17 protein-coding genes and 1 pseudogene are annotated in these 23,566 nt (G+C 40.8%); 3 read left to right on the forward strand and 15 right to left on the reverse strand.

Features of this window, described 5'->3' with window-relative positions:
* Positions 1-6: 6 nt before the first annotated feature.
* The 10 genes from NBG71_RS12040 to panB form a co-directional block, all read right to left on the reverse strand.
* Positions 7-2,082 (reverse strand): TonB-dependent receptor domain-containing protein, encoded by a 2,076-nt coding sequence (locus NBG71_RS12040; RefSeq protein WP_250916880.1) that lies wholly within the window; start codon positions 2,080-2,082, stop codon positions 7-9.
* A gap of 222 nt (positions 2,083-2,304) precedes the next feature.
* The gene (gene fbpC, locus NBG71_RS12045; RefSeq protein WP_075673470.1) at positions 2,305-3,345 is read right to left on the reverse strand and encodes a ferric ABC transporter ATP-binding protein; all 1,041 of its coding nucleotides are present in this window, start codon (positions 3,343-3,345) and stop codon (positions 2,305-2,307) included.
* A gap of 15 nt (positions 3,346-3,360) precedes the next feature.
* Positions 3,361-5,439 carry an ABC transporter permease gene (locus tag NBG71_RS12050; protein WP_099659937.1) on the reverse strand — a complete coding sequence of 693 codons (2,079 nt, stop codon included), beginning with the start codon at positions 5,437-5,439 and terminating at the stop codon, positions 3,361-3,363.
* Between the two features lie 74 nt (positions 5,440-5,513).
* Complete coding sequence (locus tag NBG71_RS12055) at positions 5,514-6,545, reverse strand: ABC transporter substrate-binding protein (RefSeq protein WP_069368510.1); 1,032 nt, start codon at positions 6,543-6,545, stop codon at positions 5,514-5,516.
* 2 nt (positions 6,546-6,547) lie between these two features.
* A complete protein-coding gene (uhpC, locus tag NBG71_RS12060; protein ID WP_083629108.1) occupies positions 6,548-7,900 on the reverse strand; it encodes an MFS transporter family glucose-6-phosphate receptor UhpC in 1,353 nt (450 codons plus the stop codon).
* 67 nt (positions 7,901-7,967) lie between these two features.
* Positions 7,968-9,524 carry an MASE1 domain-containing sensor histidine kinase gene (locus NBG71_RS12065; RefSeq protein WP_250916881.1) on the reverse strand — a complete coding sequence of 519 codons (1,557 nt, stop codon included), beginning with the start codon at positions 9,522-9,524 and terminating at the stop codon, positions 7,968-7,970.
* 1 nt (position 9,525) lies between these two features.
* Positions 9,526-10,158 carry a response regulator transcription factor gene (locus NBG71_RS12070; RefSeq protein WP_075673466.1) on the reverse strand — a complete coding sequence of 211 codons (633 nt, stop codon included), beginning with the start codon at positions 10,156-10,158 and terminating at the stop codon, positions 9,526-9,528.
* A gap of 232 nt (positions 10,159-10,390) precedes the next feature.
* Entirely contained in the window at positions 10,391-10,771 is a 381-nt protein-coding gene (panD, locus tag NBG71_RS12075) for an aspartate 1-decarboxylase (RefSeq protein WP_064719124.1), read from the reverse strand.
* A 25-nt stretch (positions 10,772-10,796) separates the two neighbouring features.
* On the reverse strand, positions 10,797-11,651 hold the full coding sequence (panC, locus tag NBG71_RS12080; RefSeq protein ID WP_164530336.1) for a pantoate--beta-alanine ligase: 855 nt from the start codon (positions 11,649-11,651) through the stop codon (positions 10,797-10,799).
* 42 nt (positions 11,652-11,693) lie between these two features.
* The gene (panB, locus tag NBG71_RS12085; RefSeq protein WP_075673464.1) at positions 11,694-12,485 is read right to left on the reverse strand and encodes a 3-methyl-2-oxobutanoate hydroxymethyltransferase; all 792 of its coding nucleotides are present in this window, start codon (positions 12,483-12,485) and stop codon (positions 11,694-11,696) included.
* Between the two features lie 422 nt (positions 12,486-12,907).
* Here panB and NBG71_RS12090 point away from each other — a divergent pair.
* Positions 12,908-14,027, forward strand: a pseudogene (locus NBG71_RS12090) (RNA-guided endonuclease InsQ/TnpB family protein); the annotation flags it as partial.
* Positions 14,028-14,109: 82 nt separating this feature from the next.
* On the opposite strand, the gene folK reads toward NBG71_RS12090, so the two are convergent.
* From folK to sfsA, 5 genes are all read right to left on the reverse strand, one after another.
* Entirely contained in the window at positions 14,110-14,604 is a 495-nt protein-coding gene (gene folK, locus NBG71_RS12095; protein WP_075673463.1) for a 2-amino-4-hydroxy-6-hydroxymethyldihydropteridine diphosphokinase, read from the reverse strand.
* Positions 14,597-16,150: a polynucleotide adenylyltransferase PcnB gene (gene pcnB / locus NBG71_RS12100; protein ID WP_371317037.1), complete on the reverse strand. Its 1,554-nt coding sequence runs from the start codon at positions 16,148-16,150 to the stop codon at positions 14,597-14,599. The genes folK and pcnB overlap by 8 nt, the downstream gene beginning before the upstream one ends.
* A 91-nt stretch (positions 16,151-16,241) precedes the next feature.
* The gene (gene gluQRS / locus NBG71_RS12105) at positions 16,242-17,153 is read right to left on the reverse strand and encodes a tRNA glutamyl-Q(34) synthetase GluQRS (RefSeq protein WP_099659934.1); all 912 of its coding nucleotides are present in this window, start codon (positions 17,151-17,153) and stop codon (positions 16,242-16,244) included.
* Positions 17,154-17,206: 53 nt separating this feature from the next.
* Positions 17,207-17,662: an RNA polymerase-binding protein DksA gene (gene dksA / locus NBG71_RS12110; protein ID WP_023580786.1), complete on the reverse strand. Its 456-nt coding sequence runs from the start codon at positions 17,660-17,662 to the stop codon at positions 17,207-17,209.
* A gap of 196 nt (positions 17,663-17,858) precedes the next feature.
* Entirely contained in the window at positions 17,859-18,569 is a 711-nt protein-coding gene (gene sfsA, locus NBG71_RS12115; RefSeq protein WP_109419528.1) for a DNA/RNA nuclease SfsA, read from the reverse strand.
* Positions 18,570-18,654: 85 nt separating this feature from the next.
* Here sfsA and hrpB point away from each other — a divergent pair, with 85 nt between their 5' ends.
* Both hrpB and mrcB read left to right on the forward strand, forming a co-directional pair.
* On the forward strand, positions 18,655-21,087 hold the full coding sequence (gene hrpB, locus NBG71_RS12120) for an ATP-dependent helicase HrpB (protein WP_250916882.1): 2,433 nt from the start codon (positions 18,655-18,657) through the stop codon (positions 21,085-21,087).
* A 128-nt stretch (positions 21,088-21,215) separates the two neighbouring features.
* Positions 21,216-23,522, forward strand: a complete 2,307-nt coding sequence (gene mrcB / locus NBG71_RS12125; RefSeq protein WP_075673458.1) for a bifunctional glycosyl transferase/transpeptidase — start codon at positions 21,216-21,218, stop codon at positions 23,520-23,522.
* Positions 23,523-23,566 lie beyond the last annotated feature (44 nt).

Here is a 23,566-nt window from a genome sequence, read left to right on the forward strand (position 1 = left end):
TTTATATTAGAATGTAAGAGTAGCGCCTAAGATAATATTACGACCTGGTAAATACATTTCATCTTTAATATAAGAGGTACTGTCTTTCCCTTTTGCATCAAAGATATTATTAATCTTGGCATATAAGGTATAATCGGTGTTGTCTAAATAACCAATATATTCACTACCTAAACTAACCGTGTTATAAGCATCCGTAGGTGTTTCATACTCGGCTGTTTTATTCTGTTTCCCAAAATGATCAACACGGATTTGTCCGGTTAAGTTTTCTGTCAAACTATGTTTAATATAAGCACTTAATCGATAAGCCGGTATTCTTGGTATATTTCCCTTATTATTTAGTAAATTTGCTCTGATATAATCACCAGAAATACCAATTAAGCTATTTTGGTTATAGTAATAATCAATATTTCCTTCTACACCTTTAAATTGTGCATCATGTTGAACATATTGTAATGAACGATAACCATTATTTAATTCAGCACCAGTAAACTTACCGTAAATATAATTATTGATACGATTGTAATAGGCACTCATATTAAATTGAATATCGCCTGTTACTTTAGTTACTCCAATATCAATATTATTTGCGGTTTCTGCAGTTAAATTAGGATCGCCTTTTTCAATGGTTCTACTTGCTGCATGAACACCATTCGCATAGAGCTCTTCTGCGACAGGTAATCTTTTTGTGTGTGATAGTGATAAATTTAAAAAATAGTCTTGTGTAAAATTCCACGCTAATCCAGTAGAAATAGAAGATGCACTCTGTTTATTAGTTTTTTGAGTTTCTCTATTTAACAGCGATTGCCACTCTTGGCGAAATCCTAATTCATAGCGAAAATCACCTAATTGGTATTCTTCTAATAAAAAGAGTGAGTGATTTTTTGTTTTTGTTGAAGGAACATAAGCCTCCTCTCCATAGGCACTAAAATCACGTTGATTAAATTGTCCACCAATAACGCCATGCCAGCCTAAAATTGGTTGATGTGTGAAAGATAATCTTAATTCATCTCCTTTGTTTTTAAATTGGGTGCTGACTTCATGATCTTCTTTTTCGTCATGATGATAATTGGTTCTGGCTGCACTGAAACGTACAGATTCAATACCGGCAAAAGGGTTACTTTTTTCACCACGAAGATCCCATCGTTTACTCTCTATAACAATATAAGGAATGCCATGTTCATGTTGTTCATCAGGGTATTCATGATTGTGATCATGATGATGACCAGCTAAAGGAGGGCTAATAGGGGCGTGGTGGTGGCCCTCATCATGATCGTGAAAATGAGTATGACCAGGCAATCCATATCGGCGATGCTGTTCACCATAGCCAATACCAATATAGCCATCATCAAAGATCCAAGATGTACCAATATTTGCAGATTGGTTATCTTGATAAGAGCCTGCTAAACGGCTAGGTTCTCCTTGATGCAAAGGCGCAGGTTGTTTGTAATCGCTTTGATAACGCTTAGTGCCTTCAATACGCAGAGCTAAATTATCTTGCCCTAATGTTAATCCGGCTGATCCTGTATTTCCCTTAGAAACGGAATCGTATTGATACTGTAATTCACCCTCGTAGCCTTTTTCAGGTACTGACATAGGAATTTTGCTATCAATAACATTTATTGCTCCTCCTATCGTACCTCCTCCATAAAGTAATGTTGTCGGTCCTTTTAATACTTCAATACGCTGGCTTAAAAAAGGTTCACTGGTGATGGCGTGATCAGCACCAATAGATGAAACATCCATAAGATCACTACCACTGTGCAATACCTTGACTCGATTTCCTGACATTCCCCGAATAACAGGGTGTACCGAACCCCCCCCAAAAAAGCTGGCATGAAAACCTGGCAAAGATGTCAATGTTTCTGCAATAGATGCACTACGATTAGTGCGTAGATCTTCTTGTATTAAAACCGCAACGGGTATTGCCATTTTTTCTTGTGATGTATGTAAAGGTGTTGAATAGACTTTTAATACCTCATTATTCTGATTTTCCTTTGACTTTATTGCGGGGGTTGCATTTGCAAATAAAGAATAACTTATTGAAATAAAAAGTGTTGTATAGCTAAAAATAGATTTTTTCATATCACTTACCTCCTTTATTTATGATGTTATAACATAACATTTTGTAAATATTGTAAGTAAATATAATTATCATTAGCAAGTGATCATTTTTAAAAATAATAAAAATCTTATAATTGATTGTAATTTAAGGATAAAAAATAAATTAGAAGTGTGAAAAATAAAGAAGAAAAAAGGCGCCATAATGACGCCTTTAAGATAAATGATAAAATAGGGTGAAAATGTTTATTCTAAAATAAACATGCCATAAGGATGGATTTGTAGATAGTAGCTATCGCCTACATTAGGTTGAAGCTGTGTGGCATTGACTTGTAATAGCAAGGTTTGATTTTGCCATTCCACTGTCACTTCATATTGAGGCCCCATATAAGCGACATGGACAATTTTGCATTGCTGACAAGCATCGCCTTGCTGAGATAAGGTGATAGCTTCTGGTCTAACGCCCACTCTCACTTCTGTTTTAGTCGTATTAAACGTATCTGGTTTTGGTAAACGATATTGGAAAATATCAACATAATCAGCGCCCAATGTTGCTGGGAATAAGTTGGCATCTCCCATAAAGCTTGCCATAAATTCAGAAGCCGGTTGGCGATAAAGAGTTTGTGGTGAGCCTAGTTGCATTATCTTGCCTTTATTCATCACCAATACCATATCAGAAACCGCAAATGCTTCACTTTGGTCATGGGTTACGTAAAGAGAGGTGATATTAAACTGTTGTTGTAATTCACGAATTTTCTCTCTCATACTACGGCGTAAGTTCGCATCAAGATTACTCAGTGGTTCATCAAAAAGTAACACTTTAGGCTTTAAAATTAACGCACGCGCTAAGGCGACACGTTGTTGTTGTCCACCCGATATTTGGTCAACAAAGCGGTCTTCAAAACCAGCTAAATCCACCAGCTCTAAGGCTTCAGAAACACGTTGTTTAATTTCAGCTTTAGGACGTCCTAGCATTTTTAAGCCATAGCCAATGTTTTCCCCCAAAGACATATGCGGGAAAAGGGCGTAAGACTGAAACACCATACAAATATCACGTTGCTGGATTGAGCGGTCAGTAACATCCTCACCATCAATAAAAATCTTACCTTCTGTCGGTTTTTCTAACCCTGCAACTAAACGTAACACCGTTGTTTTACCACAACCTGAAGGCCCCAATAATGAAACCATTTTGCCTTGTGGAATAGACAAACTGAGATCTTCAATTACCGTGTTAGAGCCAAAACGCTTAATTACATTTTTCAGTTCAACGAAATGTTGTTGTGTCATGATTTATACTCCGTATTACTGTGCATTTTTGGCTTTAGAGCGTGAAACACGGGCTTCGCCAATCAAATAGTCAAATAAGAAAATAATTGCCAACATCACAACGATTAAAATCGAGCCGTAGGCAATTGCGACGCCGTATTCACCATCTTCAACGCGGTTTAAAATATAAGCGGTGGCAACGCGTGTATCTGGTGTAACAAGGAAAACGATGGCACTGACAGTAGTAATGGCACGCACAAAGCTATAAATCAGCGCAGATAAAATAGCAGGGCGTAATAACGGTAATAGCACATAGAAAATAGTTCTCATTGAATTCGCTCTTAAACTGAGAGAGGCTTCATCCAGCGATTTATCAATTTGTCCTAATCCCGCAATACCTGCACGTATCCCTACTGGTACGTTACGCATTGTCATAGAGATAATGACAATGGCGGCTGTTCCCGTTAAATAGAAAGGCGAGTCGTTAAATGCAAGAATATAAGAGACACCTGCAACGGTTCCTGGTACAGCGAAACAAAGCATTGTCGTGAACTCGATACTTTTCTTACCTTTAAAGTCTTGGCGCACCACAATATAGGCAATTAATAGTCCGAGAATGGCTGTAATCGGTGCTGCAATACCTGCATATAACAAGGTATCTAACAGCGAAGGCCATGCACCGTCACTCATTCCTTGACCAAATAGTTTGATAAAGTTGTCGAGTGTTAAGGTGTAATCAACCCCCCAGTTAACAGTGAAACTGCCATAGAAAATACTGCCATAGAGCAAGATATTAAAGACAACCCAAATACCTAGAACGGTAGTCACAAATGCAATTAGTGAAGATGGAAGAGGTTGAACATCACCGCGATAGGATTTACCTGATACCGTGACGTAAGAGCGTTTACCAATCCACATATACTGCACACAGAACACTAATAGTGAGAAAACTAGCAGTGACGCACCTAATGTACTGGCTGATTGATAATCTAGCTGAGAGCCTGTGATATAGAAGTAAATTTGTGTAGCGATAACGTCAAAGTTGCCCCCTAAAACCAGAGGGTTACTAAAGTCGGCCAGAGATTGCACAATCACAATTAAAAACGCATTGGCTAACGCGGGCTTAAGTAACGGCATAAAAACATTAAAGAAGGTTTGATAGCGATTAGCTCTTAAGGTGTAAGACGCTTCTTCCAATGAAGGATGAATGGTTTTTATCGCACCATCTAAAATCATAAATGACATTGGAGTAAAGGCGAGCACTTGAGCTAACCAAATTCCTGTAAAACCATATAACCAGTTGGTATTTTCCAGTCCTGCATACGTGGCGAGAAACTCTGTTACATAGCCAGAGCGACCCATCATTAATGTTACCCCTAAACCGACGACAAAAGGTGGCGTAACAATAGGTAAGATAGAAAATACACGGCCAATAATGGCAGAGCGTACCGCAATACGAGACGTATAAATTGCCAGAATTAAACCAAAGAAGGTACAACCGATACCCACTGCAATAGAAAGCGCAATAGAGTTGAGCATCACTTGCACAATATGCGCTTGGCTTAAAATAGCGATAAATTCAAAAGGCGCAAAATTGCCCGCGCTATCTTTAAACATCGGAATAAAAATAGCGATACTTGGAAAGATGATAAAGGCACCAATCAGCGCAACAACGGCGATTAAAGAGCCAATAACAAAGCTGTCACCGCCCAGCCATTCAAGGCGTGTTAAGGCGGTTTTCATGATCATTCCCAAAGAAATAAAGAGGATGATCGCAGAATAACCTAAGCCACGCCCTTCAAGAGTTGCACTAACGATTGCAATGAATGCACAAAATAGCGCAAAACCAGCATCAAAATAGTGGCGAGAACGATTTTCACGCTTAGGAGCAGTTAATGGGCGAAATAACAGTAAACTAGGTAATAAAAACCAGAGCCAACTGATATTGACGCTACTCCAGCCGTAAGAGGTGAGTAATTCATCTGCTGTAGAATCTAAAAGACCGTAATCAAGGCTCCATGACGGCAGTAACGCAAAAGCCATCCATGCAATTAGGATCCATAAAAATATGGGATCCCGCCTCTTTTTTTCAGGTAAAGCGAGTGTGTGAGACATAAATCCCCCGAGAGTAAATGTATTTATTATTATGAGAAAAAGAGAGCGAGAGGTTATCTCGCTCTATTAATGAGCTATTTACCCATTTTTACTTCGGTAACCCACTTATTAATCAGCTCTTTACGCACTTCACTATCGCCATATTTATCCATGTCGTAGTTAATGAGTTTTAAGTCTGATAATTTCAGTGCCATTGGTGAAGATTCAGCCGAGGTATTAGTGAGAATTTGGTAAGATTTACCTTCTTTCCAGCTAATTTCCTGCGCTTCTTTTGAGAGTGTCCAATCTACGAATAATTTTGCGTTATCCATATTTCGGGCATTTTTAATGATACTCACACCACCGATTTCATAGCCTGTACCTTCACAAGGTGAAATCAATTCAAGTGGAGCGCCATTTTCAACTTCTAATGAATAGTCATGTAAGAAACCAATACCAATGGCGGCTTCACCACGCGCTGCATTTCGTGCCGGAGCAATACCTGATTTGGTATATTGAGAGATATTTGTATTGATTTTCTTCAGGTAATCAAAGGCTTGTTCGGTTCCCCACAATTGGTCAAAGGTTGCCAGTGCAGTGTAAGCTGTACCTGAGCTTTGTGGATCAGCGATTTGAATTTCACCTTTATATTCAGGTTTAATTAAATCTTTCCAGCAAGTTGGGATCGCGATGCCTTTTTCTTTTAGGCGATCTTTATTAACGCCAAAGCCTAAAATGCCGACATAAACCGCAGAAGAGTAGTTACCTTTGCGTTTAGCCGGATCACGGAATTGTGGCATGATTTGATCGAGATTAGGAGAAACATAAGGCTCTAGCAGATCCATTTCACCAGCTTGTGAGTGAGGGTCCATCGTTCCACCATACCAAACGTCAGCTTGTGGATTGCGTTTTTCAGCTTCAATTTTAGCTAAAGTACTTCCTGAACCATTACGAACGAAGGTTGTTTTAACATCATACTTTTCGGCAAAGGCTTTTGTTTCAGCTTCACACATGGCATTTGTCGCACTACAGTAAACCACTAAGCGACCAGCCGCATTTGTTGATAAGCTAACCGCAGAAAGAGCCAGACCAGCCGCAACGAGAGTAGAGAGGGTTTTCAATTTCATGTTCAGAACCTTTTAAATGTGTCGTCATCGGAAAATGAAAGTGGGCCAACTAAATGCTCTTGTTTGCTAACATCAGCAATCAACAACGGCATTAGTAAGAGTCCCATTAAGGCCGCAGCACTGGTTAATAATGCAAACATCCCAGTCCAACCATAATGCGCCATGACCTGACTTAATGGCCAACCTGCCATTGCTGCCCCTAAATAGGCAAACAATCCCAAGTAGCCAGTTACCGTGCCTGCTGCGTTTTTATGGCAATATTCTGTTGCAGCAAGCCCGATTAACATCTGTGGTCCGAACACAAAAAAACCGATACTAAAAAAACAGGCTGCGAGCAAAGCATAATGATGAATTGGAATTAACCAAAGTGCTGTTACTGCGGTAAAAAGTCCAAGTGAAAACAGCAATATCATTGGTGCTCGTTGGCCACGGAATAATAAATCCGAGCCCCAGCCTGAACATAACGCACCGAGTAAGCCACCCACTTCAAATAAAGAGAGAATGGCATTAGCACTCAATAAGTTGGCGCCATGTGTTTCTGATAACCAGATATTTCCCCAATCGTTAATCGCCATACGTATGAGATAAACCAAAATATAGGAAAAACCCAGTAACCAAATCATTCGGTTAAATAAAATGCTCTCTTTCAAAATAGTTAGCATAGGTTTAGGAGGTGATGCCTGCTCTTGACGTAATTCAAAAACATCGCGTCGCCACACGCCCACAGTAGGAAGCCCTTCCTCTGCAGGAGTACCTTTTAATCGTACACACAACCACAACCCGATGATGATACCGATAATACCGGGAACAAGCAGTGCGACTTGCCAACTATAATGCGTCGCTAGCCACGCAGTTAAAATGGGAAGACTCATCCCGCCAAGGTTGATTGAGATATTCCATAATCCCCACCAGAAACCGCGTTCATTGCGTGAATACCAGTGTGTTAACAACCTTGCACAAGGAGGCCATCCAAAGCCTTGAAAGAAACCATTTAGTGCCCAGACCAAAAGTAGCGCGGGAAATGAAAGGCAATAGGCAAAAATAATATTCATAATGCCTGTCATGACTAATCCCACACCCATAAACCAGCGATATCCCCATTTATCATGGAAAATACCGGAAACAAATTTAGATAAACCGTAAGTAAGATAAAAAAGGCTGGCTATCCAACCGATATCCCCTTTATCTAAATTCAATTCAACCTGCATAACGGGCATTACAAAGTTGACGCTTTTACGTGTGAGATAGAAAGTGGCATAACCGATAATCATCGACAGCATTAAATTTTTGCGCCAAAAGTTATAGGTCTTATTAATTGATGCCGAATTTTTACCTGACATAACATCCTCTTTGATGTTGCAAATGTAAAAAAAATGTCGCTAAAAAGAATGAGATAAGGTTGTAGATGACTAAGACTTATTCTTAGTTTTCACTGTTTTCTTTTGAATTTGTGGGTAAGTTAACAATTATTTTCGTGCCGTGATGGTTAATCACTTCCCATTCTCCGCCTAAAGCGCGAATGCGTTCTTCTATTCCTCGTAATCCAAAGCCACTACTTTGTTGTGTTGATAATGATGTCGGTAACATACCAACGCCATTATCACTAATAATTAGCCGTAAACGGTTTTGATTTTGAGTCAGTGAGATTTGGATATAAGTTGCATTAGCATGTTTACTAATGTTGTTTAACAGCTCTTGCACCAAACGGTAGAGAGTAAAAATAATGGTTTCGTTTTCAGGCTCTTTATCTAATGAGTAATTAAAATTACAGGTAATGCCGTTGTCATCAAAAGCAAACTCATTGATTAAATGATGAAGGGCTTTTTCAAGCGACATCTCCTCTAAAACAGGAGGGCGTAATTGTCGGAGTAGTTGACGTGTAGATTGATGAATTTGTAGGGCGAGCCGCTCAATTTGCTCTCCGGTTTGGCGTGTTTTGTCGTTATCGGCCGTTCTTTTGATGAGCATTGATTGAATTTGGATAGCCGTAATATTCTGCCCAATTTCATCATGTAATTCGCGAGCAATGGCTTTTTTAACATCTTCTTCGGTATGAACCAGTTTTTCCATGAGATCACGACGAGCTTGTAACTCTTGTTCTAGGCGTAAACGGTAATGACGTAAATTATGAGCAAGTTGCTGTTGGCGACTAATTGCAATCCCTAAGCCGATACCGATAATGGCTTGTGTGGTTAAGAACATTTCTAACTCACGCAAATCATTAAAAGCACCATTGACTTGGCGAGCAAAAGTAATAATCAAACTACCTAACAGTGCGGATAAAACGCCACCTTGCCAGCCATAACGGTAAGCCATAAAGACATTAGGAATAAACACAAGGATAACTAATAAACGCTCTATCTCGGGTGTTAAAAAAAACTGAGCACTTAACCCGATAAGGCAAAATAGAAATCCCCACATTAGCAAGGAAGTTCTTAGCGGAGGATCGGGAGTACCATCAGAGATCAAGGCGCGACTTTGTAATTCACGAAGATATTCATAAAGTAAAAAGACAAAAGGCGCGAGCAATATGCCCCCGGTTACTGATGTGAGGAAAATATCGCTGGTGGTATTAATAATAAACCCGAGAATAAAGGCTTGTAGCAGGCTATTAAAACCCACAGCGCCAATTAATAGGGTTAAGCGTTGCCAATAAAGCGGATATCGCCACCAAATACGCTGAACTTCTAGTGCGACAACGAGGCTGAGTATTGGAGAAAGATAAATAATGGCGTGGGTAATTAATTGCTCTTGTGCTAACCAGTAATAAAGCCCCCATTCGGCAAATAGCATCGGTAGCCAAAAGCGGCGCCAGAGTAAAATTATCAGGGCTAATCGTAGACCTTGAGGTAAGAAAAGGGCAGCTTGTTGCCCATTTTTACTTAAATAGAAGCCAATCACCCAAAGTGATAGCCAAAGTAAAGAGTAGGTGAGCAATAAAAAAAGGGATTGAAGAAGAAAACGCAGTCCCCTTTTCATATTACAGCGAGCCTGTGATCAACTGATTTTTTAAGGCGAAATGAACTAAATCGATGGTGGTTTCACAGCCTAATTTACCCAGTATATTGGCTCGATGAACGTGTACGGTCTTATGGCTAAGATTAAGTTGTACAGCAATGGTTTTGACATTAACACCTTGAACTAACAGATTAAAAATCTCTTTTTCACGAGGAGTTAAAGTATGGAGTGCATCTTCTTTTTCAGGTGTTTGTCGCAATGCCTTCATCGCATCAGAACAGAGATAACAACCACCTTGATGTACAGCACGTACTGCTTGTACTAACTCTTCAGGACCACAACGTTTTGTTAAATAACCGCGAGCGCCAGAGTCTAATGCACTTTGAACAAAGGCCGGGGTGTCATAGATACTTAAAATAATAGTCCGAAAATCGGGGCGCTTTTGTTTTAAACGGCTTTGGAGTTGTAGACCACTTTCGCCAGGCATAGAGAGATCCATAACGGCAACATCAATATCGTCATGTGCTAAATAAGGCCATGCTTCTTGCCCATTGGAATATTCACCCACGATGTGAATATCGGGTTCTAGCATTAGGAGTTGTGCAAAACCAGAACGCACAACAATGTGATCATCTACTAAAGCAACTTTTATCATAATTTTTTATTAGTCAGAGAGTAGTCAGACAATACTTATATGATTTATAACAAGCTACAGAAAGATAAGCGAGGAAAAATGGAGAAGAAATCCGGTTTTGAGCTTTATATTTCGTTTTTATCAAGGTGAATCGTGACAAGCAAATAATAATAATGGGTTATTTATTGTTCTTATTATTATTTCCCATAAGCAGGGAACCACTGCCTATGGGAAGTGGGCAATATTTTATTGATTAAGCAACTTGAACGGGCACGGCTTTGGCAATGCGCTTCATTTCATTGTTGTCTTCAAAATATGCAATGTTTGGCTTATGGCTACGCGCATCGCTATCAGGAATTTGTACATAAGAGCAAATAATTAAGCGATCGCCAACAGCTGCACGACGAGCGGCTGCACCATTGACAGATATAATTCGTGAACCTCTTTCTGCACAAATGGCGTAAGTTGAAAAACGTTCGCCATTATCAACGTTATAAATATCGATCGCTTCATTTTCAAGAATGCCAGCAGCATCCATAAAATCCTGATCAATTGCACAAGAGCCTTCATAATGCAGATCGGCTTGTGTCACTTTTACGCGATGAAGTTTGCCTTGTAACATAGTGCGTAGCATTGTTGTGTTTCCTATATTCTAATAATTAAGACACAAGATTAACTTGCTGGTTATCGATAAGACGCGTATTACCCAGCCATGCAGCCATTAAAATAACCGCTCGACGGCTCTCTTCATTTAATGGTGTGAGTGTATCTGCATCACAAATAAAGCACTCGTCTGCACGAAAACCTTGCTGCTCTAAGGTGTTTTTTGCATTTTGTAGTAACTGATTAACATCATGATCACCCGACTTTAATTGTTCTGCGATTACTTGCGTCGCTTGATAAAGTGCAGGGGCTTGTTGTTTTTCGCTATCAGATAATAGGCGATTGCGCGAACTGAGCGCTAAACCATTTTTGTCACGTACGATAGCAACAGGAACGATGCTGATATCCATACATAAATCACTTACCATCTTTTTGATAATTTGTAGTTGTTGAAAGTCTTTTTCTCCAAACATTGCAACATCAGGTTGCACAAGATTAAAAAGCTTACTGACAACCGTTGTGACACCACGGAAATGACCAGGACGGCTTGCACCCTCTAATACAGTAGACAATATAGGCACATCAACGGTGGTTTGATTTTCCATGCCGTGTGGATACATCTCTTTCGCTGAAGGGGCAAAGATAATATCGACATGCTTATCACGCAGTAACTCGCAATCTTCTTGTAAAGTTCGAGGGTAGTTTGCTAAATCTGCTTCTCTATCAAATTGAAGTGGATTCACAAATATAGAAGCTATCACGACATCCGCGTGAATACGGGCTTCTTCAATTAATTTTAGGTGACCTTCATGAAGATTACCCATTGTTGGAACCAATGCAATGCGTTTACCTTCTTGCTTTAATCGCTTGATTTCTCTGCGTAAGATAAGCGTAGTTTCAATAATTAGCATGGCGTGACTCCTTTAAACGATATTGATAATTAAGATAATAAATCAGTTAAATGAATGTTTTTCTTCGGGAAACAGACCTTGTTCAACTTGTTGAACATAAAGGCTGACAGCACCTTTTAATGATCCTGCTTCTTGTAAAAAATCTTTTGAGAACTTAGGTGCTTGAGGGGTTAAGCCTAATAAGTCATGCATCACAAGAATTTGCCCATCAGTGACATTACCTGCGCCAATACCAATAACAGGCATCGTTAATGCGTCTGTAATTGCTTTAGCCAGAGTAACAGGAACACATTCCAATACCGCTAATTGAGCACCTGCATCTTCAAGGGCAATAGCATCTTGCTTTAATTGCTCGGCTTCATCGTGCTCTCTACCTTGGATTTTGTAACCCCCGAAAACATTGACTGACTGTGGTGTTAATCCTAAATGGATACAGACAGGAACTGCACGCTCAGCCAGCATTTTAACGGTAGGAATTAACCAGCTTCCACCTTCAATCTTCACCATGTTGGCACCTGCTTGCATCAAAATGCCGGCGTTAAGGCAAGCTTGTTCAGGTGTTGAATAAGACATAAAGGGCATATCAGCAATTAAGAAGGCATTAGGAGCGCCTGCTCTTACACAGCGGGTGTGATAGGCAATTTGCTCAACAGTAACGGGGAGCGTGCTGTTATGGCCTTGTAATGTCATTCCTAGCGAATCACCAATCAGCATGGCTTGAATACCTTCTTGTGCAAAAAGGCGGGCAAAACTTGAATCATAAGCGGTGATTGTGGCGAATTTTTTCTTTTCTTGCTTATAGCGATTTAGCGTTGAAAGCGTAGTGGGTTTCATTGTAACAAACTCCATCATTGTCGTTTTTTGTGTGTAGATAAAATTAATTACTTCACATAATTGTTTGTTTATTAAAGAAAATATTTGATTGTCAAAATAAAGCCGCTTTCGATTGTAGCATTTAAGGACTAAAAACGAAGAAAAAGTAACTAAATGAGTAATAAAAAATAACAAATGATAATTTTTATTTATATTCATCAATTGGTTATATATGAAAAATAAATATAAAAGAGTTTAGAGATTGAGGCAGTGAGTGGCGTTTGAAAAATAGAGGGAAAGCAAAGGAGAGGAGATAGGCTGATACTGTTTATGTTTTTTACCAAACACGCCGTAAAGCTCCGTCGTTCAGGGCGGGGATATAATGCGGAAAAGCCCGAGAGGCTTTAAAGATCAGTCAGGTGTCTCCTGCTGTTCAATATATTGTTTTCAATCGTGCGCTGGCACTCCAAAATGAAAATCATGAGGCAGGAAACAAATTTATTCCCTACACGAAAATGACTTCATGGCTCACTGAATGGAAAACCGATCCTGAGACACAGTGGCTAAAAAAAGCGCCATCACAACCGCTTCAACAATCCTTGAAAGATTTGGAGCGCGGCTACAAGAATTTCTTCCAAAAACGGGCTTCTTTTCCCCGCTTCAAAAAACGCGAGCAAAACGATGCGTTCCGCTATCCGCAGGGGGGGGAAGCTCGATCAGAGCAATAGTCGAATATCCTTGCCAAAGTTGGGATGGATACGCTATCGCAATAGCTGTGAAGTCATTGGAGAAGTGAAAAACGTCACGGTCAGCCAGTCATGCGGAAACTGGTACGTCAGTATCCAGACAGAGTATGAAATATCCGAGCCTCAGCATGATTCAACAACGATGGTTGGTCTGGATGCAGGTATAACCAAACTCGCTACGTTGTCAGACGGCACGGTATTCGAGCCTGTTAACAGTTTCAAAACCAGCCAGAAAAAGCTGGCAACATTCCAGCGCCAGTTAAGTCGTAAAGTGAAATTCAGTGCTAACTGGCAGAAACAAAAGCGCAAAATCCAGCGTCTGCATTCCCATATTGCCAATATCCGCAAAGACTACCTTCACAAAGCCACAACGAAAATCAGCAAAAACCACGCAATGATTGCCATTGAGGATCTGAAGGTCAGTAACATGTCAAAATCGGCAAAAGGAACAGCAGAGCAACACGGACGAAACGTCAAAGCCAAATCAGGTTTGAACCGAGCGATATTAGATCAGGGTTGGCATGAAATGCGTCGTCAGCTTGAGTACAAGCAACTCTGGCGTGGTGGTCAGGTACTTGCTGTACCTCCTGCATATACCAGCCAGCGGTGCGCGTGCTGTGGTCACACCGCGAAAGAAAACCGTCTGTCACAAAGTAAATTCGAGTGCCTTGAGTGCGGATATACAGAGAACGCGGATATCAACGGTGCTCGTAACATTTTAGCGGCAGGACATGCCGTTCTAGCCTGTGGAGGGATGGTGCAGTCAGACCGCCCATTGAAGCAGGAACCCACCGAGGTGAGTCAGGCTACGGTCTGAACGCAGTAGGGATCCCCGTTCTTCAGGGCGAGGAGGATGTCAAAGTATCAACCTTTAGCATTAAGGGTGTATTAGTGTGAAATTACCACTTTTCCATGCCATTTTCAGGCACTAACGCCAATCTATCTGCTAATAACTCGCCATCAGGAAAGCGAAGATCAGGTGCTAATTCAGCTAATGGGTAAAGCATAAATTCACGTACTTTAAGCCCGTAATGAGGTACGGTTAATCGCTCAGTTTGGATCACATCATCACCAAATAACATAATATCAAGGTCAAGCGTTCTTGGTCCCCAACGATTACCTTCTTTTCTAACACGACCTTGCGCCAATTCAATAGCTTGAGTGTTATCAAGTAACTCTTCTGGTGCTAATGTTGTATCAACCGCAACAGCGACATTTAGGTAATCAGGCTGATCTTGAGGCCCCATTGGACGTGTACGATACCAAGATGACTGTGCAACCAATGTTGTTTGTGGGATCTCACTGATTGCCTTAATCGCTGAATTCACCTGATCGTCAGGTGAATTCAAATTACTTCCCAGAATGATATAAACACGTTTTTTCTGTTTACTCATTGGTACTCTCTTGTCTAGATGCAGGCTTTGCACTTGGATGACGAGGGCGTTTACGTGGACGCGGACGTCTGCGAACCGGTGCTTGACCTAATTCAGATACCATTGAGCGCTGTTGCGTATTATTAGACGCTTGGAAATCAGCCCACCAACTTGCTAACGCTTCAAGCTCTGGATTGTGTTGTACATTGGCACGTAATTCCAGTAAATCGAACGCTGCACGGAATTTAGGGTGCTCAAGTAATTTATTCGCACGACGACCTTGGCGTTTAGGTAAACGTTGCTGTAATTGCCAGATATCACGCATTGTTGTGGTAATACGTTTGGGTATCGCAATAGTACGGCATTGCTCATCTAAAATATCGTTCATCGCCATAGAGAAAGAGTCATAGTAAGAAAGACCACTTTCTTGGACTAACTTTTCAGCATGTTCAATTAATGGATACCACAACATTGCCGCAAATAAGAACGCCGGATTGACTCGCATCTCTTTATTAATGCGATAGTCCGTATTTTTGAGAACTTGATCTAACATTCTCTCCATCGGCGTATCATGTTGCTCCGTCATTTTAGAAGCAATCAGCGGAAACAGTGGCTCAAGTAATTGATGGCGACACATTAATTTGTAAGTTTTGTAGCCTTGCCCTGTTTGTAATAATTTTAGTGACTCTTCAAAAAGACGAGCCGATGGAATATTACGTAATAAAGGGGCGAGTCTGCTAATTGGCTCTGCGGTTTCAGGCGCAATTTGCATATCCAATTTGCTGGCAAAGCGAATGGCTCTAAGCATTCTGACGGGATCTTCGCGATAACGCGTTTCAGGATCGCCAATTAAGCGAATAATACCTGCTTTTAGATCCGCTAAACCGCCAACGTAATCACGTACAGCAAAATCATCAACACCGTAGTAGAGGCTATTTAATGTAAAGTCACGACGAATGGCATCTTCTTCAATTGAGCCAAAAATATTGTCGCGCAGTAACATACCGCTTTGTGCTTGCTGAGATTGGTTATTATCTGAAACTTCATGATCTTCATGAGAGCCGCGGAAAGTCGCCACCTCAATCACTTCAGGGCCAAACATAATATGAGCAAGACGGAAACGACGACCGACTAAACGACTATTGCGGAATAATCGACGTACATCTTCAGGTGTTGCATTAGTGGCAATATCAAAATCTTTTGGTTTTTTTCCCAGTAATAAGTCACGAACACCACCACCAACTAAATAAGCCTGAAAGCCTGAGTTGTTGAGGCGATAAAGCACTTTTAATGCATTATCACTGATATCTTTACGTGAAATTGGGTGTTGATCTCTTGGGATCACAGTCATTGGCAAATCACTCCCGTTCGCCTTTTCTTTATTACTCTTTTTTTTACGGGGACGGTCTGCGGATATAGCAGGACGCCGACGCACAGGTTTCTGTGTTTCTTGTATTGGTCGGTCAGATGCAGTGACTGGCCTTTCACTTGCTACCGGTTGTGTGTCTGATGACGTTGTTTGTCGTCCTAGCAGATTACGGCAGAAATGTGCTACTCGATTAAAAATATGACACCTCGAATAATAAATTCTAATAATTAAAAAAATTAAGCGGCTAATCATAGCCTACTGAACATTTTTTGAGAATGCTTTGTGTGGTTTATTCATACCCTTGTTGCTGATGATTTTGTTTTAAAATCTCAGAAGGTGACCACTGCGCAGTCGCAATCTCTAACAATGATGCTAACGAATAATCTTGCCAACCCGCAATAATAGGCTGATTAAGAAATCGCAAAGCATCGATAATGACGGGTCTTGGATCAGTATCTGGCAACGCATGTGCGTGATTTTGTTTTGATAATTTATTACCGTCATGATTTATTGCTAAAGGTAAATGAGCATAACGCGGAATAGGTAAATTCAGTTGTTTATGTAAACTGATTTGTCGCAACGTGGGATCAAGTAGATCGGCACCTCTAACAACTTCGGTTACACCCTGATAATTATCATCAATCACCGTCACTAGATTATACGCAAATAAGTTATCTTTTCTGTGAATAATCATATCTTCTAACACGATAGACGTACTCTTTGAATAATATGTACCTTGAATGACATCTTCAAAATGATAAACGGGATGCTGTTGGATCAACCTCCATGCACTCTCTTTATCAAAAGGTATCACATTATCTGTAAGTGGCTCTCGGTGGCGACAGTGGTTATCATACACGCCCCCTAAGTCATGTAAACGATGACGGCTACAGTGGCAGTGGTAGCAAACACCCTCTTTCCAAAGCGTGTGTAAAATTTCACGGTAAGCATCATGGCGTTGCGATTGATAGAGGATCTCTTCATCCCAAAACAAACCATAATGTTCTAATGTGCGAATAATTTGGGATGCAGTGCCGGGAGGTTCTCTAAGAGGGTCGATATCATCGATGCGCAGAAGCCAAAGCCCATGGTGTGCGCGAGCTTGAAGATAACTGCCAAGTGCAGTAACCAATGAGCCAAAATGAAGTTGACCCGTTGGCGATGGCGCAAAGCGCCCAATATAGTCTGTAATCTCGTGCATCGAAAGATTCAGATTAACGCCTCAACGTATTAGGCTGAGGCGTTTACTTATTATTAGCCAGCCATCTGCTTTTCGCGGATTTCAGCTAATGTCTTACAGTCGATACATAAATCGGCTGTAGGGCGAGCTTCTAAACGGCGAATACCGATTTCTACTCCACAAGATTCACAGAAACCAAAGTCATCATCTTCAACTTTTTTCAGTGTTTTCTCGATTTTTTTAATGAGTTTACGTTCACGATCACGGTTACGCAGCTCAAGACTGAATTCTTCTTCTTGTGCAGCACGGTCAACGGGATCGGGGAAGTTTGCCGCCTCATCTTGCATATGAGTAACGGTGCGGTTGACTTCATCCCTGAGCTGATTGCGCCAAGATTCAAGTATTAGCTTAAAATGCGCTAATTGGGCTTCGTTCATGTACTCTTCGCCCGCTTTTTCCTGATATGGCTCAACGCCAGCAATAGCGAGAATGCTCATGGACGATGTTTTACGCTTTTGCCCTTCTTGCATAATGCTTCTCCTACATACGCATTTCTGAATAATCCCCACCTTCAAAACAGGAAGGGGAAAAAATAGGGCGCTATAAATAGCAGATGTCCGCGAGGATAGCAATTATTCCTTCAATAAGTTTTCTCATGGTGTGAAGGCACGCAAGTAAATGTCCCTTTTTAGTTAAAAAATGCTTAACTAACACCATGTGAATCAATTAACCATTTGAAATAAAAGGTAATTGCTGTCCAATTGTTAAATCGTATTCACTAATATTGATGCGATAACACAAGATTTCAACCCCTGCATCACAGGCTTCTTTTAGCAGTGAAGCATAGGCAGGGTCAATCTCTTTAGCAACAGTCACTTCCGTAATCCCAGTATGGGGAACTGCGTAGAATAAGACAGCCCTTAAGCCCAATTTTGCGATAGCCGTCAACTCTCGAAGATGTTTCTGACCGCGTTCTGTCTTTGCATCAGGGAAATAGCCCATACCGTTGTCTAGCAAGGTGACTGACTTCACTTCAATATAACAGTCAACTTTATGATTTGATTTAAGTAAAATGTCAATACGGCTGTTCTCACTACCGTATTTCACTTCTCGTTTTATCTCGTCATACTCAGATAATTCTGGAATGTCGCCTGCCTCAATAGCATCAGCAATAATTCCATTCGCTCTTAAGGTATTTACACAAATCCAATCATCGGTTTGAGTTTGAGTCAGTTCCCAGCTATGCGGATATTTTCTTTTTGCATTTGAAGAGGTGGAGTACCAAACGGTATCACCGGGTGTCGCACATCCCGTCATTGCACCGGTGTTGGCGCAATGGAGCGTGAATTCTTCCCCATTAGGGGTAACAACGTCTGCTAAAAAACGCTTATATCGTTTTAGTAAAGTGGCAGATTGTAGCGGTTGCTCAAATTTCATGACAACTCCGATGAAAATACGACCTTTAATAAAGCGCTAATGCTACAATGCCTAGCCAAGAAAGTTAATGAGTCATGGAGCCTGTGTGCATTTATTGCCAATCTTTGATGTAACAGAAAAAATCGTTACTGCGTTAAAACAATCCCCACAAGTTTTGCTTCATGCACCTACTGGTGCTGGTAAATCCACGGCGCTTCCGCTCTATTTGCTGGAGCAAAATTGCTTTGATGGCAAAATCATTTTATTAGAGCCAAGACGAATAGCGGCTAAAAGCATTGCTTACCGTTTAGCCAGTCAGCTAAATGAAGATGTTGGAAATACGGTAGGTTACCGTATGAAGGCGGAAAGCAAAGTCAGCTTACAAACTCGACTTGAAGTGGTAACTGAAGGGGTATTAAACCGGATGTTACAGCAAGATCCAGAGTTGACTGGCGTGAGCCTAGTGATTTTAGATGAATTTCATGAACGCAGTTTACAGGCAGATTTAGCACTGGCTCTATTGCTTGATGTGCAGATGGGGTTACGTGATGATTTACGTGTTTTGATTATGTCTGCAACCTTAGATAATCAAAAACTCACCTTACTATTACCAGATGCCCCCATGATCAGCGCACAAGGGCGTAGTTACCCCGTCGAAAGAGTGTATTCTCCTATCAATACGCATCAACCCTTTGAACAAGAAATTGCCACAATGGCGTTGAGATTATTGGCACAAGAAACCGGTTCTATGCTGATATTCTTGCCGGGTAGTGCAGAGATAGTGCGTGTTGTAGATATTCTAAAAGATAAAGTGGATGGCAATATTTTGCTATTTCCACTTTATGGCGCGCTTTCATTAGCGGAACAACAAAAAGCGATTGAACCAACTGAAAAAGGTTATCGAAAAGTGGTACTTGCCACCAATATTGCAGAAACCAGTCTGACAATTGAAGGTATTCGCTTGGTTCTTGATAGCACTATTGAAAAACGTGCTCAATTTGATTTGAAAAGTGGTGTTACTAGCTTACAGCGTCAAAGAATTAGTCAATCATCACAGACACAAAGAGCAGGGCGAGCAGGACGTCTTGAAGCGGGTATTTGCTGGCATTTAATAAGCCAAGAACAGGCAGAGCGTGTTACTTCTCACCAAATACCTGAAATTTTAAGTAGTGACTTATCGTCGTTATGGCTTTCTGTCTTGCAGTGGGGTTGTCGCGACATTAATCAGTTGAATTGGTTAGATACGCCAACACCTCAAGCATTACATGCCGCTAAAGATTTATTGTACCGTTTAGGTGCAATAGATAAACAAGGTGGATTAACAGCACGAGGTTCACGCATGGCTCAATGGGGCATAGAGCCTCGATTAGCAGCAATCTTAGATTATGCGAATGAGCAAAGTGACAATCATCTTGCGACAGCAGCACGCTTATGTGCAATCTTAGAAGAGCCACCCCGAGGACAAGAAATTAATTTAGAGTGGATTGCTCAACAAAAAAACACCTTTTGGGCACGACGTGAAAAACAGCTTTCTCAACATCGGAAAGGGATGTTTTGTCCTGAATTGTTAGGTTTATTATTAGCGGTTGGGTTTCCTGATAGGATTGCTAAAAATCGTGATAATCAAGGTCGTTTTCGCTTAGCAAATGGGCAAGGTGCTATGATGGAGCACTCGCACTCAATAAGTGATACAGCGTGGATCTTAGCACCATTATTACTACAAAATGCACATTATGCCGATGTCCGAATTTTATTAGCGCTACCGATTGATATTGATGAAATATCAGCTACTTTTCCAGCGCTTATTGAAAATAATACAACTGTTGAATGGGATGAAAAACGCGGTACGTTGGTTGCATGGCAACAACGTCAGTTAGGACGATTAACCTTAAGCCGGCGCCAATTAGATAAACCCAATAAACAGCAAATACAACAAGCATTATTGAATTGGTTGAGAGATAACGGTTTAAATGCTTTAGCACTGAGTGAAGAGACTCAACAACTTTTTATACGCCTTTCTTTGGCGAAAAAATGGTGTCCAGAAGCTTTATTACCTGATTTAGAAGAAACGGTGTTACTTGAAACGTTAGAAACATGGCTGTTGCCTGAGCTGGGAGATGTTCAGACATTAAAGGCATTACAACAAATTGATATCAATACGATTATTAAAAATCAATTAACATGGCATGAAAATCAGTTGCTTCAAAGTTTATTTCCGACGCATTATTTGGCGCCAACAGGCACAAAAGTGATTATCAACTATGATTTGGAGTTACCTCCTGTGATCGCGATCCGCATTCAAGAGGTTTATGGCGAACAGCAAAGCCCTATTGTAGCGAATGGTCAATTACCCGTAGTGATGGAATTATTATCACCTGCTCATCGACCTATTCAAAAAACACAAGATTTAGCGACATTTTGGGCAGGAAGTTATAAAGAGGTGCAAAAAGAGATGAAAGGGCGTTATCCCAAGCATTTATGGCCTGATTCACCCGCAGATACCGCACCCACACGACGAGTAAAAAAATATAGCCAATAAATGAATATTAGTTTTACCCTAGTTTTATTCGTATTTGAGAGCTTTCTTGTGGGATCACACAGAAAAATAGCGACAATGTTAGGCTTCTTTATCCCGAGATAAAGGGGTTTTAATGAGAGATACAGTTCATGAGTAGAAAGAAAAGACCAGTGAAACAAACCAAGAGAGGTCGTTCTTGGTTTTGGTTATTTGTCAAAATCGCCATTGTGATTGCGGTTTTAATGGGCATTTATGGTGTTTATTTACATTCTCAAATTAAAGAGCGCCTTGATGGCAATGTTTGGGAATTACCCGCCGCGGTTTACGGACGTACCGTTAACTTAGAACCGGGCATGAATTATAGCCAAAAAGAGATGGTGAGCTTACTAGAGGGTATGCAATACCGCAATGTTAACAAAATCACTCGTCCTGGCGAATTTGTTGTAAGAGGCAACACGATTGAAATGTTGCGTCGACCTTTTGATTTTCCTGATGGTCGTGAAGAACAAATTTTAGCTAAATTAGCCTTTGAGCAAAATTCCTTGGTTAGTATTACTAACATGGATAATCAGCGGCAGTTTGGCTTTTTCCGTCTTGATCCTAAATTAATTACCATGATGCAATCTGCAAATGGTGAACAACGCTTATTCTTAGCAAGAGATAAATTCCCACAATTATTAGTGGATACATTAATTGCAACAGAAGATCGCCGCTTCTATGAGCACGACGGTATCAGTTTTTATTCTATTGGTCGTGCTGTATTAGCAAACTTTACTGCGGGCAGAGCAGTTCAAGGTGGGAGTACTTTAACGCAACAGTTAGTGAAAAACCTATTTTTGACTAACGAAAGAACGTTAAAAAGAAAGCTAAATGAAGCCTACATGGCAATTATTATGGATGCGAGTTATAGCAAAGATCGCATCCTAGAGTTGTATCTTAATGAGGTTTTTTTAGGGCAAAGTGGCGATGAACAAATTCGAGGCTTCCCTTTAGCTAGCCTTTACTATTTTGGTCGTCCTGTTGATGAGTTAAGTCTTGATCAGCAAGCACTTTTAGTGGGGATGGTTAAAGGTGCTTCAGCTTATAATCCTTGGCGTAACCCTAAAGCAGCGTTAGAACGTCGTAATGTGGTATTAAAACTACTACAAACCCAAGAGATAATCGACCAAGAGCTTTACAATGTACTTAGTGCGCGTCCTTTAGGTGTGAAACCACGTAGCGAAGCGTTAACGCCTCAACCTGCGTTTATGCAACTGGTTCGCCAAGAGTTACAAACAACCTTGGGCGATAAAGTGAAAGATTTATCGGGTACGAAAATTTTCACCACATTAGATCCTGTCTCACAAGATGCAGCTGAAAAAGCAGTTGAAGTGGGTGTCGCAGATATCCGTAAAGTTCGTAAAATAGACGATCTTGAAGGGGCGATGGTTGTTGTGGATCGCTTAAGTGGTGAAGTGAGAGCCTTAGTGGGGGGATCTCAACCACAATATGCGGGCTTTAACCGCGCATTATCGGCTCGTCGCTCTATTGGCTCTTTAGCAAAACCCGCGACCTATTTAACCGCATTAAGTGAACCAGAGCGTTTTCGTTTAAATACATGGCTTGCTGATGAACCGATTTCTGTACCTATTCCGGGGGGTAAACCTTGGCAACCTCGTAACTACGATCGTGGTTATAAAGGTAAATTAATGCTGGTGGATGCATTAGCAACATCACGTAATATACCTACAGTAAATCTTGGTTTAGAAGTGGGATTAGACCAAGTTATCAAAACATGGATCAACTTAGGCGCACCAGCGGAAAATCTGGAAAAAGTACCAGCGATGTTATTAGGTGCATTAAACTTAACACCGATGGAAGTGGCTCAAACCTTCCAAACAATTGGTAGTTTAGGTAATCGTGCAAAATTATCATCATTACGTTCTGTTATTGCCCAAGATGGCACAGTGCTTTACCAAAGTTATCCTCAAGCTGAAACGACTGTTTCACCTCAAGCGGCTTATATGACGTTATTTGGTATGCAACAAGTGGTGAACTCGGGAACAGCATGGCGTGTATTAAAACCAAAATTTGGCAATTATAACCTTGCAGGCAAAACCGGTACCACTAACGATCTTCGTGATAGTTGGTTTGCCGGAATAGATGGCAAGGAGGTGACGATTTCATGGATGGGACGCGATAATAATGGTCCAACGAACTTAACGGGTTCAACAGGGGCATTATTGCTATATCGTAACTATTTAGAAAATCAAGCACCGCTGAAATTAAATCCACCAGTACCAGAAGATATCGCTGAAATGTCTGTTGATGCTCAAGGTAACTTTGCTTGTTATGGTGGAGGTGTTCGTATTCTACCTGTATGGACAGCAAATCCAGATGGATTGTGTACACCTATTCAGCAAGATACTGATGAAAGTGGCGCACCAAAATGGTTACAAGATCTATTTTCTGAGTAGGTAATCACGTAGATTAGCTAAAATAAAAACGGCACATAAGTGCC

The sequence above is a fragment of the Proteus sp. FZP2095 genome (assembly GCF_023701425.1).
Classification (GTDB): domain Bacteria; phylum Pseudomonadota; class Gammaproteobacteria; order Enterobacterales; family Enterobacteriaceae; genus Proteus; species Proteus cibarius.

Excerpts from the sequence above, each read along its gene's own strand:
- NBG71_RS12040 (WP_250916880.1), bottom strand. The coding sequence starts at position 2,082 with ATGAAAAAATCTATTTTTAGCTATACAACACTTTTTATTTCAATAAGT.
- fbpC (WP_075673470.1), bottom strand. The coding sequence starts at position 3,345 with ATGACACAACAACATTTCGTTGAACTGAAAAATGTAATTAAGCGTTTT.
- NBG71_RS12050 (WP_099659937.1), bottom strand. The coding sequence starts at position 5,439 with ATGTCTCACACACTCGCTTTACCTGAAAAAAAGAGGCGGGATCCCATA.
- NBG71_RS12055 (WP_069368510.1), bottom strand. The coding sequence starts at position 6,545 with ATGAAATTGAAAACCCTCTCTACTCTCGTTGCGGCTGGTCTGGCTCTT.
- NBG71_RS12065 (WP_250916881.1), bottom strand. The coding sequence starts at position 9,524 with ATGAAAAGGGGACTGCGTTTTCTTCTTCAATCCCTTTTTTTATTGCTC.
- NBG71_RS12070 (WP_075673466.1), bottom strand. The coding sequence starts at position 10,158 with ATGATAAAAGTTGCTTTAGTAGATGATCACATTGTTGTGCGTTCTGGT.
- panD (WP_064719124.1), bottom strand. The coding sequence starts at position 10,771 with ATGCTACGCACTATGTTACAAGGCAAACTTCATCGCGTAAAAGTGACA.
- panC (WP_164530336.1), bottom strand. The coding sequence starts at position 11,651 with ATGCTAATTATTGAAACTACGCTTATCTTACGCAGAGAAATCAAGCGA.
- panB (WP_075673464.1), bottom strand. The coding sequence starts at position 12,485 with ATGAAACCCACTACGCTTTCAACGCTAAATCGCTATAAGCAAGAAAAG.
- folK (WP_075673463.1), bottom strand. The coding sequence starts at position 14,604 with ATGAGTAAACAGAAAAAACGTGTTTATATCATTCTGGGAAGTAATTTG.
- gluQRS (WP_099659934.1), bottom strand. The coding sequence starts at position 17,153 with ATGCACGAGATTACAGACTATATTGGGCGCTTTGCGCCATCGCCAACG.
- dksA (WP_023580786.1), bottom strand. The coding sequence starts at position 17,662 with ATGCAAGAAGGGCAAAAGCGTAAAACATCGTCCATGAGCATTCTCGCT.
- sfsA (WP_109419528.1), bottom strand. The coding sequence starts at position 18,569 with ATGAAATTTGAGCAACCGCTACAATCTGCCACTTTACTAAAACGATAT.
- mrcB (WP_075673458.1), top strand. The coding sequence starts at position 21,216 with ATGAGTAGAAAGAAAAGACCAGTGAAACAAACCAAGAGAGGTCGTTCT.